Annotated in this window: 14 protein-coding genes and 1 pseudogene; 4 read left to right on the forward strand and 11 right to left on the reverse strand. The window is 67.9% G+C overall.

Translation table 11 applies throughout. From position 1 onward, the window contains the following. Positions 1-270: 270 nt before the first annotated feature. Positions 271-1,335: a lipoate--protein ligase family protein gene (locus ACZ3IC_RS10785; RefSeq protein ID WP_467414707.1), complete on the reverse strand. Its 1,065-nt coding sequence runs from the start codon at positions 1,333-1,335 to the stop codon at positions 271-273. A gap of 493 nt (positions 1,336-1,828) precedes the next feature. Between ACZ3IC_RS10785 and ACZ3IC_RS10790 the strand changes: the two genes are divergently transcribed. Next, the gene (locus ACZ3IC_RS10790; protein ID WP_467414709.1) at positions 1,829-2,917 is read left to right on the forward strand and encodes a glutamate--cysteine ligase 2; all 1,089 of its coding nucleotides are present in this window, start codon (positions 1,829-1,831) and stop codon (positions 2,915-2,917) included. A gap of 409 nt (positions 2,918-3,326) precedes the next feature. Here the strand turns inward: ACZ3IC_RS10790 and ACZ3IC_RS10795 are convergent, their stop codons facing one another. The 4 genes and pseudogenes from ACZ3IC_RS10795 to ACZ3IC_RS10810 form a co-directional block, all read right to left on the reverse strand. Then, on the reverse strand, positions 3,327-3,536 hold the full coding sequence (locus ACZ3IC_RS10795; protein ID WP_467414756.1) for a hypothetical protein: 210 nt from the start codon (positions 3,534-3,536) through the stop codon (positions 3,327-3,329). Between the two features lie 57 nt (positions 3,537-3,593). Continuing rightward, positions 3,594-3,689: pseudogene (locus tag ACZ3IC_RS10800) on the reverse strand (DUF6233 domain-containing protein); the annotation flags it as partial. 13 nt (positions 3,690-3,702) lie between these two features. After that, complete coding sequence (locus tag ACZ3IC_RS10805; RefSeq protein WP_467414711.1) at positions 3,703-4,740, reverse strand: NAD-dependent epimerase/dehydratase family protein; 1,038 nt, start codon at positions 4,738-4,740, stop codon at positions 3,703-3,705. Between the two features lie 120 nt (positions 4,741-4,860). Then, positions 4,861-6,045, reverse strand: coding sequence for an alcohol dehydrogenase catalytic domain-containing protein (locus ACZ3IC_RS10810; protein WP_467414712.1), 1,185 nt, complete (start codon positions 6,043-6,045; stop codon positions 4,861-4,863). Positions 6,046-6,405: 360 nt separating this feature from the next. Between ACZ3IC_RS10810 and ACZ3IC_RS10815 the strand changes: the two genes are divergently transcribed. Beyond that, entirely contained in the window at positions 6,406-7,104 is a 699-nt protein-coding gene (locus ACZ3IC_RS10815; protein WP_467414714.1) for a UdgX family uracil-DNA binding protein, read from the forward strand. A 466-nt stretch (positions 7,105-7,570) separates the two neighbouring features. Here the strand turns inward: ACZ3IC_RS10815 and ACZ3IC_RS10820 are convergent, their stop codons facing one another. Continuing rightward, a complete protein-coding gene (locus tag ACZ3IC_RS10820; protein ID WP_467414758.1) occupies positions 7,571-8,128 on the reverse strand; it encodes a hemerythrin domain-containing protein in 558 nt (185 codons plus the stop codon). 180 nt (positions 8,129-8,308) lie between these two features. Continuing rightward, complete coding sequence (locus ACZ3IC_RS10825) at positions 8,309-8,635, reverse strand: plasmid stabilization protein (protein ID WP_467414715.1); 327 nt, start codon at positions 8,633-8,635, stop codon at positions 8,309-8,311. 632 nt (positions 8,636-9,267) lie between these two features. Here ACZ3IC_RS10825 and ACZ3IC_RS10830 point away from each other — a divergent pair. After that, a complete protein-coding gene (locus ACZ3IC_RS10830) occupies positions 9,268-9,714 on the forward strand; it encodes a Crp/Fnr family transcriptional regulator (protein WP_467414717.1) in 447 nt (148 codons plus the stop codon). A gap of 94 nt (positions 9,715-9,808) precedes the next feature. Here the strand turns inward: ACZ3IC_RS10830 and ACZ3IC_RS10835 are convergent, their stop codons facing one another. The 4 genes from ACZ3IC_RS10835 to ACZ3IC_RS10850 form a co-directional block, all read right to left on the reverse strand. Beyond that, a complete protein-coding gene (locus ACZ3IC_RS10835) occupies positions 9,809-10,585 on the reverse strand; it encodes a VOC family protein (protein ID WP_467414719.1) in 777 nt (258 codons plus the stop codon). 62 nt (positions 10,586-10,647) lie between these two features. Further along, positions 10,648-11,211 carry a hemerythrin domain-containing protein gene (locus ACZ3IC_RS10840; RefSeq protein ID WP_467414760.1) on the reverse strand — a complete coding sequence of 188 codons (564 nt, stop codon included), beginning with the start codon at positions 11,209-11,211 and terminating at the stop codon, positions 10,648-10,650. Positions 11,212-11,814: 603 nt separating this feature from the next. After that, the gene (locus ACZ3IC_RS10845) at positions 11,815-12,897 is read right to left on the reverse strand and encodes a magnesium and cobalt transport protein CorA (protein ID WP_467414721.1); all 1,083 of its coding nucleotides are present in this window, start codon (positions 12,895-12,897) and stop codon (positions 11,815-11,817) included. Positions 12,898-13,352: 455 nt separating this feature from the next. Next, a complete protein-coding gene (locus ACZ3IC_RS10850) occupies positions 13,353-13,712 on the reverse strand; it encodes an ArsR/SmtB family transcription factor (protein WP_467414722.1) in 360 nt (119 codons plus the stop codon). A gap of 66 nt (positions 13,713-13,778) precedes the next feature. Here ACZ3IC_RS10850 and ACZ3IC_RS10855 point away from each other — a divergent pair, with 66 nt between their 5' ends. Next, complete coding sequence (locus ACZ3IC_RS10855; protein ID WP_467414724.1) at positions 13,779-14,870, forward strand: cation diffusion facilitator family transporter; 1,092 nt, start codon at positions 13,779-13,781, stop codon at positions 14,868-14,870. Positions 14,871-15,193 lie beyond the last annotated feature (323 nt).

The raw sequence follows: 15,193 nt of genomic DNA on the forward strand, positions 1-15,193 counted from the left end.
TGCGCGAGCGCCTCGGGGGTAGCTGGGGCCGGTGCCTGACGCGCCAACGCCCGGCCGCCGTAACCTGCTCAGCAGGCAGGTTCACTGCTCGCATCGGACTGTGTGAGGACGCGCCGAAGCCGGCGGGAACGGGCGTTGCGAGCGTCCTGGCTGAGAGCTGCCCGTGGCGCGAAGGTGTCGAAGCCGTGGAAGGCTCCGGCCCTACGAGCCTGCGTGATCACGGGCGAGTGCTTGCTCCCGCCGGATGCCACACGGCATCCGGCGGGGTGCTCAAGGCACCCGGGCAATCCACTCCTCGGTGGCGAACTTCGTCCGCACCAGCTCCTGCGCCCGGGTCATCTCTTCCACTGTGACTGCGCCGGTGGTCAGCCCGTAGCGGTTGCGGAAGGAGGCGATCATGTTCTCGATCACCTGTTCCCGGGCGAGGCCGGTCTGGCGACGGAGCGGATCGACGCGCTTCTTGGCGCTCTTGGTGCCCTTGTCGGACATCTTCTCCTTGCCGATCCGCAGCACCTCCAGCATCTTGTCCGCATCGATGTCATAGGACATCGTCACGTGATGCAGGACGGCACCAGGGCCACCATCAGAGCCGACGATCCGCTTCTGTGCGGCGCCGGCGATCTTTCCGGCATCGGTGGCGATGTCGTTGAGGGGCTGGTACCAGGCCTTGATGCCCATGTCGCCGAGGGCGCCCAGCACCCAGTCGTCAAGGTAGGCGTAGCTGTCGGCGAAGGAGAGGCCGGAGACCAGCGACTCCGGCACGGACAGGGAGTACGTGATGGTACTCATGGGCTCTACGAACATGGCCCCACCACCAGAAATGCGGCGTACCACGGTCACTCCGTGCTTTGCCGCCCCTCCGGGGTCCACCTCGTTGCGCAGCGACTGGAAGCTGCCGATCACCACAGCAGGCGAGGCCCATTCCCAGACCCGCAGCGTGGGAGCCCGCCGCCCGGCGGCCACCTCGGCGGTGAGGACCTCGTCCAGTGCCATGTGCAGGGCCGGGGCCTGTGGTTCCGTGTGCACCAACTGCCAGTCGTAGTCGCTCCACTCGGTCGCATGGGCCAGCGCTCGCCGAACAGCGATGCCGACGCCCTCCGCGGTCAGTCCGAGCATGACGGTCGACTCCGGCAGCCCCGCCGTGATCCGGGCCGCCAGGCCTGCGGCGTCCGTTGAGGACGGGGCACCCTCCAGGGCCCTGTTGATCGAGAGGATTGCTTCGTCGGGTTCCAGGAAGAAGTCCCCGGCAACGCGCACATTGCGTAGTACGCCTTCCTCGACGTCCAGATCTACGACGACAAGCTTGCCGCTGGGCACCTTGTACTCGCCATGCACGGCTCTGTTCCCTTCCAGTGCGCGACGTGGATCTTGAGCCTGCTGCTCCGACGTGAGATAGACGCGCACATACTTTCCATCGCAGCCTAATGCTCGCTCGTGACGAGCGGCTACGCAGCTTCGACGCTGCTGGAGCGGCATCGGAAGCGCGACCGTCAGGCTTGTCATACGCCTGCGGGCCGAACAGAACCTGGCGTACAGCTCGACTCCTCTGCCGCTACCTGCAGCTTTGCTTCTAGTCGGCCTGCAGGCCTGGGACGGCACGAGCGTCGGCGGTGCGCCACGCTGCCGCAGTGGGCTGTCACACTGCGAACTCCGTCTCTCTCCGGCACGGCCGGGAAGCCGGCCAGGGTGATTTCGGCATGGGTCACGACCGGTTTGCTGCCATGGGGCCGGTTCATCCTCGCGATCCTGCTCACTCGATTGCGGCAAGGCGACGCCACGCGACGACTTATGACAAGCGCCAGTGGGCCGCTGCTGGGAGAATGCAATCGTGCGGACTGTTGGTGTTGAGGAGGAACTGCTGCTCGTCGACACATCCAGCGGTGAGCCCCGGGCGCTTTCGACGGCCGTGCTGGCCGTCGCCCAACGCCGGTCGGAGGGAGACTCGGTCTTCGAGCCGGAGCTTCATCATCAGCAACTGGAATTCGCCACCGAACCGTGCAGTGAGATGCGCGAACTCGCGGACGAAATCCGCCGCTGGCGCGCTGAGGCCGCAGAGAGTGCCGCCCGGACCGGGGCAGCTGTGGTGGCCCTCGCAACGGCCCCTTTGCCGGTCAGCCCCTCGATCGGTCTGGGTGAGCGGTACAGCTGGCTGGCTGACAGGTTCGGTCAGACCACCCAGGAACAGCTGACGTGCGGATGCCACGTACACGTTTCCGTGTCCTCTGACGAGGAGGGCGTCGGTGTGCTGGACCGGGTGCGCACATGGTTGCCTGTCCTGCTGGCACTGAGCGCCAACTCGCCGTTTTGGCAAGGCAGCGACACCAAGTACAGCAGTTACCGGAGCAGGGTCTGGGGGCGCTGGCCCTCCGCCGGACCGGTCGAGATCTTCGGTTCCGCAGAGCGCTACCACGAACAGGTCCAGGCACTCATCGACACGGGAGTCCTGCGTGACGAAGGAATGATCTATTTCGACGCGCGGCTTTCGCACCGGTACCCGACGATCGAGATCAGAGTGGCGGACGTGTGCCTGTACCCGGCCGACACCGTGCTGCTTGCTACGCTCGTCCGCGGCCTCGTCGAGACCGCGGCACGCGAATGGCGTGCCGGCGATCCGCCGGACCCCACGGGAGTGGGCGTCCTGCGTATGGCTGCCTGGCAAGCCAGCCGGTCGGGACTGGAGGGGCAACTGCTCCACCCCCGCACCATGCGCCCCGAGCCCGCGGCCGATGTCGTCGGGGCCCTGCTCGCGCACGTTCGAAGTGCGCTGGAGGACAGTCACGACTTCGCTTCGGCTGAAAAGGCGCTCATGGACGTACTGGAGCGGGGGACCGGGGCACAGACCCAACGGGAACTGCTCGCTCGCACGGGAAGTCTTCGTGACGCAGTGGCCGAGTGCGTGTCCAGGACACGTGGCTGACCGTGGGGAGGTCGCCCATGTCCTCCAGGAAATGAGACCGAGCGGTCCTCGGTCGCGCTGATGACCTTGATCGGGATGCTGTCCAGGCCAAAACTGACCGCTCCAAGGGCCGCGGCATACGTACCTCCAGGCCCCATGGCGGGTTTGGGACGGGAAGCGGACCGACGCGCCGGGAAGGGAGGCGACCTGTCCCCGTGCGGAGGCAGGGGAGGGGCGCGGCTGGGCCACCGCCCGTACTTCCTTGTGCGGGTCGGGCGTGATCGCATTACAAAGACGCCGACCGGAGCGCAGTCGGCCCGGCCACGTCGAGAGAGCCGGCCAGCTCTCAGGGTGGACCTCCCGGCCGGTCATGGCGGCAAGACGGCAGCGTCAGGCCCGAGAGGAGTGCCGAGCGAACTGAGGAAGTTCGTCACGCTGCTTCGTACCAGTGCGCCCGCCCGCCGCGCCATTCGATCCAGTGGGGGTCTTCGACGAGTTCCCAGGCGTTGTCGAGCCCGGCACGCCTCAGGAATTCGACGAGGTCGCTGTCGTTGTGGGCGATCCCGACGACCTTCCCTTTGATGGCGACTCTCCGTCCGCCAGAACGGGAGAGGCCGTGGACGACTATCGGAGCCTTCATCTCTTCAGGGTGCGACGGGGTGCTGCTCACAGCACCCCGAGTTCCATCTGGCCTGCAGTGCGCGCACGCCCGGATTCCCTTAGCGAGAGCGGCGAGGGCCTGCTCGCGACTGATTGGTTGGTGACGTTCCTTCCTGTTCCGGTCGGGGTTCACTGCCTCGTTGTGGTCAGCCCCACTGCCCGCCGGCCAGCGGCGGGGTGTTCATGCCCGCGCCATGTCGTACGCCGCGCAGAAAAGCCGACAACGCCTCCTGTGCCGACCGGGCCGGCTGCCACGCCAGCAGGTCGTGCGCCCGGGCGCAGTCGAGGACCGGCAGGCGCAGCACCGCGTCGAAGAGATGCGGGGAGGCCGGCACGGCGTGGGCGCGCCATGCCACCGACAGAGCCGTCCGTACCAGTGTCGTCGGGAGGCGTACCGCTCGGGCGTCGAGCAGATCCGCGAGCTCCCGCGGACCGAGGACCGGCTGCGCTGCCAGATTGAACGAGCCCCGTACGTCTGTGAGCACGGCCGCCCGATAGGCCTGCGCCGCGTCATCGGTATGGAGGACCTGGAGCCGCAGCCCCGGCAGGTCCGGCACGAACGGGAGAAGGCCCGGGCGCAGCAGGGCGCCGGGGACGTAACGGCCCGCGAAGATGCGACGTTGCTCACTGGCGGCCTGCTCCTTGAACAGGAACCCGGGCCGCATCCTCACCACCCGGACTTCCGGGTGACGCAACTCGAAGGAGTCCAATACCCGCTCCAGGTAAGACTTCTCCCGGCAATAGGCGGCATCCGGCCACCCGTGGGTGGGCCAATCCTCGTCCACCCCCGGCACGTTCTTCGGACCGGGGGAGTAAGCGCCCACTGAAGAGGCGTGCACCAGGGCCGGCACGCCCGCGCGCGCCACGGCGTCGAAGACCCGCACGGACCCCAGGACGTTGCTTCGCCAGGTGACCACTGGATCGTGCGTGGGCTGGAAACGCCAGGCCAGGTGGACAACGGCATCGGCGTCGGCCAGATGCTGGTCCAGCACGCCCGGGCTGTCCTCGTGGGAGAGGTCCACGGAGGCCCACCGCACCCCCGGGACGGATGCCTCCGGCCGCCGTCGCGCGAGACCGAGGACATCCGCCACGTCCGGGTCCTCCGAGAGGGCTCTGACGACACTGGTCCCCACATTGCCGGTGGCCCCCGTCACCACCACGCGCAAGCCCGCATGTGTGCTCATGGTCATTCCGCCCTTTCCGAAGGATCGTGCGGGAACGCCGTCCGTGCATTCACCGTGCCCCGGCAAGCCGAAGCCTGCTCCGGCGCAGCGCCTCCTGCGAGTGCCGGTCGTCCGGCGGGGCTAGGGGTGCAGGAGGGTCTTGACCATCCCGTCCTCCTTGTCCTGGAACATCGCGTACGCCTTCGGGGCGTCCGACAGCGGTAGGTGATGGGTGGCGAATCCGTCCACTCCGAGCACGTCCTCGTCGTCGAGCAGGGGAAGGATCTCCGGCACCCAGTGCCGGACGTTGGCCTGACCCATACGCACCTGGATCTGCTTGTCGAACAGGGTCAGCAGCGGCAGTGGATCCGCCGCGCCTCCGTAGACGCCGGAGATCGAGATGGTTCCGCCACGGCGCACCACGTCGATCGCGGTGTAGAGGGCGGCCAGACGGTCCACACCCGCGTGCTCCATGAGCCTCCGGGCGACCATGTCGGGCAGCAGACCGGTGGCCCACTGCGCGGTTTTCGCGAGCGGCGCGCCGTGGGCCTCCATCCCGACCGCGTCGATGACGGCGTCGGTTCCCCGGCCGTGGGTGATCTCCCGGATTGCGTCCGGCAGCTCCTTGCCGTAGCGGTTCATGTCGAAGATCTGAATGCCCCGCGCGGCCGCCCTGGCGAGGCGTTCGGGCACCAGGTCGACGCCGATCACCAATTCGGCGCCAAAGTGCCGGGCGACCCTGGTCGCCATGTCCCCGATGGGCCCGAGCCCCAGCACCGTGACGCTGGCCCCGGGAGGAACGGACGCGTACCGTACCGCCTGCCAGGCGGTGGGCAGCACGTCGGACAGGTAGACGTATCGGTCGTCGGACGGCCCGTCCGGAACCGGGATCGGCAGCGTGTTCCCGAACGGCACGCGCAACAGTTCCGCCTGCCCGCCGGGCACCTGCCCGTACAACTTCGTGTACCCGAACAATGCTGCTCCGGTCCCCTTCTCGCGGACCTGCGTGGTTTCGCATTGGGACTGCAGCCCCCTTTCGCACATGAAGCAGGTGCCGCAGGAGACGTTGAATGGGACCACGACACGGTCACCCACCCGCACCGCCGTGACGTCGCGGCCGGCCTCCTCCACCACCCCCATCGGTTCGTGACCGAGGACATCGCCCGGCTCCAGGTACGGTCCGAGCACTTCGTACAGGTGCAGGTCGGAACCACATATCCCGGTGGATGTGATGCGTACGACGATGTCGGTGGGGCCTTCGATGTGTGGATCCGGGACGTCCTCCACCCGCACGTCCCGACGTCCCTGCCAGGTGAGTGCACGCATGGTGTCTCTCCTCACTGCGGTACCTCTAGATCGCGGGCCGGGTGCTCCCGGCGGGTCGCTCTCCACCCCGCCGCCGGCGGGAGCGCCCAGTCGCCGGTGCCTCGGCATCACATCCGCTGCCTCCAGCACGGTCACGCTCCCAGGCCTGGCCACGTGCGTCGCCGATACGGGCCGACCTATCCAGCCAACCAGTGGCTGGGCCACCTCGCCTCCTGTGGCGCGGATGCTGGAGGCATTCGCCTCCTCGCCCGCGCACCGCGGGACAGGCCGAGCCTGGCTTGAGACGGTGGAATCCATTGAATGTGAGGCGTCAGGTTCCCAAAGAGACGGCTGGCGTCCGGGGCGAGCAGGGGATTTATCATGGCCGACAGCGCAAAGAGACTCCACGAGAGCGCCCTCGACTACCTACCCAGCAGGGGTGGCCTGCCCGCTCTGCGCCGTGCGGCGGCCGATTGCCGAGGGTGTGCGTTGTATGCGGACGCCACGCAGACGGTCTTCGGTGCCGGTCCGGCCGACGCGCGCACGGTTCTGGTCGGGGAGCAGCCGGGCGACCAGGAGGACCGCCAGGGCAAACCGTTCGTCGGCCCGGCGGGCGGGCTGCTGCGCAAGGCACTGGCCGAAGCCGGGATCGACGAGAACCAGGTCTACTTCACCAACGCCGTCAAGCACTTCAAGTTCGCGCCCCTTACGGATACGCGAAAGCGGCGTATCCACAAGACACCGAACCTTCGGGAGATTACAGCCTGCCGCCCTTGGCTGGCTGCCGAACTGCGCCGGATCGATCCAGAACTTGTTGTGGCACTGGGCGCGACCGCAGGCAAGGCCCTGTTCGGCAGCTCCTTCAGGGTGTCCGAGGCGCGCGGCGCGCTGCTGCCCCTGCCGGACCTGTCTGACTGGGACATCCCCGCGGAGCAGGATGCCGTCCCGGAGGCCGACGCGAACAACCACCGGTTCCTCGCCACGGTGCATCCCTCGGCCGTGCTGCGGGCGAAGAACCGGGACGAGGCGTACCGAGGTCTGCTTTCGGATCTGCGGGTGGCCGCACGGTTCCTCGCCTGAGGCCTCGATTTGCGACGCGGGCTCGGTTTGCTGAGCGTAAGAAGCCACCTACCCAGAGGTGTGGCCTTGCACCGGGCGCTCCCCTCGTTGTTCCGCGAGGCGTCGCCATGCGTCAGGGGCGCCCTCGCGCGCGAAGCCCAGGGCCACGGCCCGGCGATGCCCCGCCCGCACAGTACCTTCCTGGGCACCGCCGGCAAGTCCGGTAAGGCGCTCCCGCTTGCCGGGGGCAGGGAATCCCCTCGACTGCGGTGTCGGCGGCTGATGCCGCTCCGGCTGGTGAAGACCGGGTGGGGGTGCTCGCCTTGTTCAAGCTCTGTGGAGTGTCGGCGGTGAGCGGCGGAATGGACTGGACGGGCCGAAACACTGCTGGTCACCCCGGTCGGCCGGCAGCCGTGTGCGGGTGCTCCGATCCCGTTCCATGGATTGCGCCGGACCCCGAACTCTGCCGGACAAGTGGTAGAGCCGGTCATTCGCCGCGGCCGGTGATGAAGTCGCGTACACGGTCGACCAGCCCCAGCCCAGGAGAAAGGATCTTGCTGGCCAGTGGGGAGCTCGGGACGCCGGGGTGCGGACGGGTGGGAGCCGTCTCCTTCGCCATACGGACGTCCTGCCCCAGAAGATCCAGAAGCTCTGGACCACAGGCCGCGCGGAGCTGGATGAACAGATTGCCTTCCTCGTCCTGGACATGTGCGCGGACCTCGGTGCGGAGCTTGACGAACAGGTGGATGAGCTCGGGATCGTCTGCATCCATCCCCTCAAGGTCTTTCAGCAGCCGCTCGACACGGACGTGATCGGCAGTTTCCTTATCGACCAGCGCATCGCCGCCCGGGACGTGCTCTCGCACTGCCGGATACAGGTGCCGCTCCTCTGCGACTGCGTGCCGTACGAGCCCAATGGTCAGTTGGTCGAGCAGCCGTCTGCGTTCTGGGCCTCGTGCCGGAACGGCTTCGATCCGGTCGAAAAGTTCGTCCACCTCACGGTGGTCGGCCGTCAGCTCCTCGACGACATCGCCGCCATGCCGCATGATGCATACCGCCTTCAGGTCCAGACGCGCGGCCGGAACCGGACACGCGGAAAAACGAAACGCATTCACGGCCGCGCAACAGACATCCGCCCATGCAGCGGCTCTGCCTGCCATGCAGGCTCGTTTCTTCGACCCCGCCGCCGGCCGGCCCGGAACGCTTGCTCGGCGGGCCGTCCGATGTCAATGACCGAGTGCTTTGCGCAGCTCCTCTTTGTTCATCGTCGAGCGGCCCTCGACGTGCTTCTTCTTCGCCTCTTCGTACAGCTGGTCCTTCGTTGGCCCCTGCGCTCCACGATGGGACCGCTCACCGCCGCGTTGTGAGGCGGATTTCGGATCGCGCGTTGAGGTCTTGCTGGCTGTTTTGGCCTCCCCGGACCGGGCCCGTTCCTTGTTCACCGTGCGCGCCGCAAGCTCCTTCGCACGCTCCTCGGAAGCACCGCGTTTTTGCGCACTCTCCTTGATGTGCTCGTACTGCCTCTCCCGCTTACGACTCGAACCTGCAGGCATCAAACGCTCCTTTTCTCATGTCCGACTCTGCGTACACGGAAGTCCGCGAAGACTCCCGCGCCAAGCGGGCCACCCCTCACCGGGCCGCCGCGTCACTCCACCCATACGCCCCCCGTGCCCCCCACGCCACCCGGGACAGCCCGGGGACACGTGTGGGGGCACTCGCGGGGGAGTGGTAGCGGCGGGGCCACTGCTGACGGTCGCGCGAGTGCAGCGTGCACAGGCGTTTCTGGCGAGGATCGAGCGGATGTGGGCCAGCTCGGGCAGGGACACGGCAGCGTTGGTGCCGCTGATCCACAGCATGCGGATCGAACCCCCGGCCATTCCTGTCGGATCACCTCAAGGTCGGCGAGGTCGCGTCGCCCCGGTGGCCGGCTCACCGCTCGGGCGGGGGCGCGAGGTGCACCGGCCAGTCGTCGCCCCCAGCCGGTCGCGTACTTCCACCACGACGGGGAACAACTTCTCTACGAGAGGTCGGCGGAACCTCGTGACCGCATCAGCCGACACGCTCGGGCCATGTTCTCGGGGCGCTCCGTCCCAAGGGGGCATGAACGCTGCGGTGGGCGATGCCTTTCGGCGGCATGCATGAGGGCCCCGCCTCCGCAGAGCCACCCCTCGGAGGTGTTCTCCGAATGACCACCACACTCAAGGTCACGTCTCTAACGCCCGTACATCGTGACCGTCTCCTGAGCCTTGCCGACAACGTAGGGTTCCCCGCAGCGCATCGACTCTTCGAGGAACACATGGCTGCCGACCACTTCTGGATTTTGAAGACCGGCGCGGTGACCCTCGACGCACAGGTTACTCACCGGCGTCGCGCAGAAATAGAAACACTGGGGCCGGGCGAGCTGATCGGACTGTCGTGGCTCTTCCCGCCCTTCGAGTGGGAACTGGGGGCCGAGACGATGAGCCCCGTCCGCGCCTACGAATTCGAAGCACCCCAGGTACGGGCGCTGTGCCGAGCGGACCCCGAATTCGGATTCGCGATCAGTCAGTGGGTCGGCCTGGTGCTCACCCAACGGCTGCACGCGACGCGCGGCCGGCTGCTCGACCTCTACGAATCCGCCTCGCGGTCCTGAGTCTCTTCGGAAAGGATCAGCACCCTCGCCCGGGTGGGTCCGCGCTGCCCCTCGGCGGCCCAGTCCACTCGGGTAACCCGGAGGGGGCTGCTCGTCATGTGTCGGACACGGTGAAGAGGCCGCCTTCGGGGTCACGGATGATGAAGGCGTCCTTCGATGAACCGGCAAGTGAGGGTACCGGTGAGGATTCGCCCCCGGCGCTGACGGCGGCTGCCGCGATCTGTTTGCTGCCCTCGACGTGGAAGTCGACGATCCACCGGGGCCGGATTGTCGGGTCCGGGGCCGATTCGATGCCCCCGCCGCGAAGGGTCGCGACGGTGTGGCCTGCGACCTGGACGAGGACGTGGTCCTGCGCGTAGTCGACCGTGCAGCCGCCGGGCGGTTTGGCCCAGTCGAAGACCTCTGCGTAGAAGATGGCGGCCTCGAAGACGTGGCGTGTCTGCAGGTCCAGCTGTGCGGGTGCGCTGCCGCGGCCTACCGACCAGGAAAGGGCCGGGCCTTCCCAGAAACCGAAGGTGGCCCCCTCACGGTCGGCGGCGATCGCGGCACGTCCTGCGCCCAGTTTCAGAGGCCCGACGGCGAGAGTGGCGCCGCGCTCCCTGAGCCGGTCCGCCGTCTCATCGGCGTCGTCGACCGCGAAGTACGGGGTCCAGACGGTGGGAGGGCTGGCGGCGGGGGAGCAGCATCCGATCCCGGCGACGGGGTTGCCGTGCGTCATGGCCACCGAGAACTCGCTGCCCAGGGAGCTGTCACGGAATTCCCACTCCATGACCTCGGCGTAGAAGGTCTGTGCTGCGTGCAGATCGTGCGTCAGCAGGCTGACCCAGCAGGGTGCGCCGATCACCGGCATGATCTGTTCGAGGGCCGGCATTCGATGCTCCTTCTGGTGAATGAATCGTCCGCGTCAGGAATGCTGCGGTGTGACGGGCGGGTTCAGCCCGTGGTCTTGCGGCCGCTCAGTAGGTCGCGTACGCGGTCCACGAGCCCCGCACCGGGCGCGAGCAGCTTGTTGGCGGGCGGGGTGTGGGGGAGGGAGGGGTGCGGGCGGGTGGGGGCGGTTTCCTTGGCGCGGCGGACCAGCTGCCCCAGCTCGTCCAGCTTCTCGGGCGAGCAGGAGGCTGCGAGCTTCGGGAAGAGGTCGTTCTCCTCCTCGCTCAGGTGGGTGGCGAACTCGCGCTTCAGTTTCATGACGATGTCGTTGAACTGTGGATCGTCGGCGTTCAAATCTTCAAGGTCCTTGAGCATCTTCTCGATCTTGGTGTGCTCGGCCAGCTCCTTGTCCGCCAGCTCCTCACCGCCGCGGACCTGCTTGCGTACGGTCGGGTACAGGTGCATTTCCTCGGCCACCGAGTGCTGCACCAGTTCCGCGGTCAGCCGGTCCGCCAGTTCCCGCCGCTGCGGATGGTCGACGGGCTGCGCTTCGATCCGCTGGAACAACTCTTCCACTTCACGATGATCGGCCGTGAGCTCCGCGATCACATTGCCACCGTGTCCCATGACAATCGCTTCCTCGGGTTCGTTGCCCCACAGGCGGGGTGACCCAGCCATCAGGCCACGGGAGGAAAACCGGTGCTTCGCGGGCCATGCCGGACCGGGACTCACCTCCCCGGCTCAGTGGCACCCTGAGCACGCTTGAACGGCCCCGGTTCCCTGGGGCCCGCAGGGCCTGCGGCATGTATGGGTGGGCTTCGGCTCCTGCTGTCGAGAATCGCCTCCAGTTCTTCGAGGCCGGCCTGCTTCAGGAAGAGCAGAACACCACGGTCGGAATGGGCCGGACCCGTGATCTCCACTCTGTCCCATGACTGACCACGACACGTCGCCGCCGGTTGGTCAGGGGCCGCGTACCACGATCGTCGGGGCCAGGCTCTTGCCCTCACCGTGCACCCGGCCGTACTCCACCGCACCTCAGCGCCGCTGCGCCCGCGCCCGATCCCGCACCGCCGGGCCGGGTCGGGAGTCCCCGCCCAGGCGTGACATTCCGGCGCACCGTGGCGTCCAACTGCCCCTTCCTGCTCTTCTCCGCAGCGATGACCGGCCCGTACGTCCTGTCCTTCCTCGAGGTGTTACCGCAGGGCCGGAGCAGGTCCGGAGGGACGCTGGTCAGAGCCAGCCTGCACGGCGGAAGGTTCGGTGGATGACGAGGCAGGCGGTAGCCATGACTCCGAGGGCGAGGGGATACCCGTAGGTCCAGCGCAGCTCCGGCATGTCGTCGAAGTTCATGCCGTACACGCCGCAGACCATCGTCGGTACGGCGATGATCGCCGCCCATGCCGTGATCTTGCGCATGTCCTCGTTCTGGGCGACGGTCACCTGGGCGAGGTGGGCCTGGAGGATCGAATCGAGCAGGGCGTCGAACGACGTGATCTGCTCGATGACGCGGGCCAGGTGGTCGGCGACGTCACGGAAGTACGGCTGCATCTCCGGGCTGACCGGCGGCATGGGCCGGGTGACCAACGCCTGCAGCGGTCGGTCCAGTGGTGCCACCGCACGCTTGAGCTCCAGTAGTTCGCGCTTGAGCTGGTAGATCCGGCCCGCGTCACCACGAGCGGCGTGCCCACTGAAGACATCGGTCTCGGCGGCGTCGATATCGATCTGCACCGAGTCCGCCACAGCCAGGTAGTCGTCGACCACATGGTCGGCTATCGCGTGCAGTACGGCTGCGGGCCCCTTGGCCAGTTGCGCGGGGGCAGCTTCCAACGCCTCGCGGAGCGGACCGAGCGAACCGTGCGCGCTGTGCCGGACGGTGATCACGAAGTCGGAACCGGTGAAGATCATCAGCTCCCCGGTGTCCACCACCTCGCTGGTGGCGGTGAGCTCCTCGTGCTCGACATAGCGGCAGGTCTTGAAGACGGCGAACAGCGTCTCGCCGTACCGCTCCACCTTCGGCCGCTGGTGGGCATGCACCGCGTCCTCGACTGCCAGCGGATGCAGGCCGAACAGCTCGGCGATTCCCGCGAATTCCGTCTCGGAGGGCTCGTGCAGCCCGATCCACACGAAGCCGCGGCCGGACTTGCGGACCCGCCGCAGAGCTTCGTCCGTCGGGCAGGCAGTCGGCTGCCGTACGCCGTCTTCGTAGATCACGCAGTTGACCACCGCGCTGCCCAGCGGAGAGCGGGCAGGGTGGCTCAGGTCGACCTTCCGGCGGTAGGCGCGGCGCACCGCACGTCGGAGATTGCGGATCATCGGCACATCGAGCTCCTTCGGACAGCAGGTCGCCAGTGTGCCGCCGGCCGTTGTGGGCCTGGGGATGAGGAGGGGCGGGCGTACGGCCGGAGCGTTTTCGACGACGGTGTTCAAAAGCCTGCCCCAAGGCCCCGGCCGCTGCCGAGGTGATTCCGCCTCAAGTGCGGCGAACTTGGTGGTGACGAGACTGTACGTTGCCGGCGTCAACCGCCTGCTGTGGAGCCGCTTTTGCCACCTCGCAGAGGCCCGCCGCCGCAGAGCCTGTCGGGTGACCTCCGACCGGGCGGCCACGCCCTGGCACGCACGCTTCCCGCGTTGTCGTCAGCCACCAACTCCCCCATAGCTTGAGGGCCTTGAAGGCATGGGGCCCCCTTCGCGTTGACTTCCTCCTCCGCCTTGGAATCGCACGCACCAGACCGCGTCCGCCATCCGATCGGAGGCCACCCGACAGGCTCTCAGTCGTGTACGGCAGCGCCGCCGAGGTGGTGGTCGGCGAGGTTCAGGACTTCGTTGACCACGCGCCGCAAGTGCCCGTTGGACAGGCCGTAAATCATGCGCCGACCTTCCTTGCGTACGGACACGAGCCCCGCCAGTCGCAGCTTGGCCAAGTGCTGACTGACCGCCGGACGAGCGGCTCCGCAGGCTGCCGTCAGTGTGGTGACATCCGCTTCACCTTTGCCGAGGGTGTGCACCAGTGCGAGCCGGGTGCGGTCGGCGAGCAGGCCCAGGACCGCGGCGGCGTGCGTGAGCTGTTCGGTGCCTGGATCTTGCGGGTGCGTAGCGGGTGCAGGTGATAGGTGCATGCGTGCGCTCATGTGTACATAATGGATCGGGGCGCCTTGTGGTGTCCACATCCCCGTCCCGCGTCGAAAGGCCGGACCATGAGCGAGCAGCCTGGACACCACCCGCACGAGTACCGGCACATTCGCGACCATGACCACGGGCGGGACAGCCGGCATGCCCATGGGAACGGTGGCACCGGCTGCCGGGCGCGGTGGCGGCATCGGCTCGGCCACCTGGTGAAACCGCACTCGCACGAGTCCGCCGACAAGGTCGACCGTGCCCTGGAGTCCTCCGCGCAGGGCATGCGGGCGCTATGGATTTCTCTGGCGGTGCTCGGCGTCACGGCTGTGACGCAGGCTGTGGTGGTCGTCCTGTCCGGCTCGGTGGCTCTGCTCGGCGACACCGTGCACAACGCGGCCGACGCACTTACCGCAGTGCCGTTGGGCGTGGCCTTCGTCCTGGGTCGCCGGGCGGCGAACCGCCGCTTCACCTACGGCTACGGGCGGGCCGAGGACCTGGCCGGGATCGTCATCGTGCTGACCATTGCGGCCTCCGCATTCTTTGCCGCCTGGACCGCGATCGACCGGCTGCTGAACCCGCGGGGGATCAGCTACCTGCCCGCCGTCGCTGCCGCGGCCGTGGTCGGCTTCATCGGCAATGAGTGGGTGGCTCGCTATCGCATCCGAGTCGGACGCGAGATCGGCTCTGCTGCCTTGATCGCCGACGGACTGCACGCCCGAACCGACGGATTCACCTCGCTCGCCGTGTTGTTGGGCGCAGGTGGTGCCGCGATCGGTTGGCGGCTTGCCGACCCGATCGTGGGTCTGGTCATCACCGCTGCGATTCTGCTGGTGCTGCGCGACGCCTGCCGGGAAGTCTTCCGCCGGGTGATGGACGCCGTCGACCCCGCCCTGGTCGACGCGGCCGAGCAAACGCTGGAACGAGTGCCGGGCGTAAGGGCGGTGGGTGAGTTGCGGCTGCGCTGGATCGGCCACCGGCTGCGTGCGGAGGTCGCGGTCGTCGTCGACGGCGAACTGAATGTGCGTGAAGCCCACCAAGTGGCCGTGGAGGCCGAGCATGCCCTGCTGCACGCCGTACCGAAGCTGACCGCGGCCTTGATCCATGCCGACCCGACTCCGGCGCCGGGTGCCCCGGACCCGCACCTGGTCCTGGCCCACCACGGGACCTGAGCCGGGAGATCTGCAACGGCACCAGGACGATGAGGACTTCGTCGGTCGTGGTCGGCGAGTACCTCCAGGGCGTGGATGGTCGGTCCGCGTCATCGGCCTCGCGGGCGAGGCAGGTGTGGCCGGTCATGTCTGTCCGGTGTCCTGGGCCTTCTCCGACCCGGTACGCAAGGTCTTCCGCAACCTTGCCATCACGCCGACTTCGTCCGAACCGGTACGGGACGCCGCCGGACCCGCGTCAATGGTGATCGGAAACGGTCCGGGGCCGCGTGGTGAGTTCACACCGCGCGGCCCCGGACCGTCGGAAAAGGGGTGCAGCTGGACGG

The organism is Streptomyces sp. NPDC002958 (genome assembly GCF_055563255.1).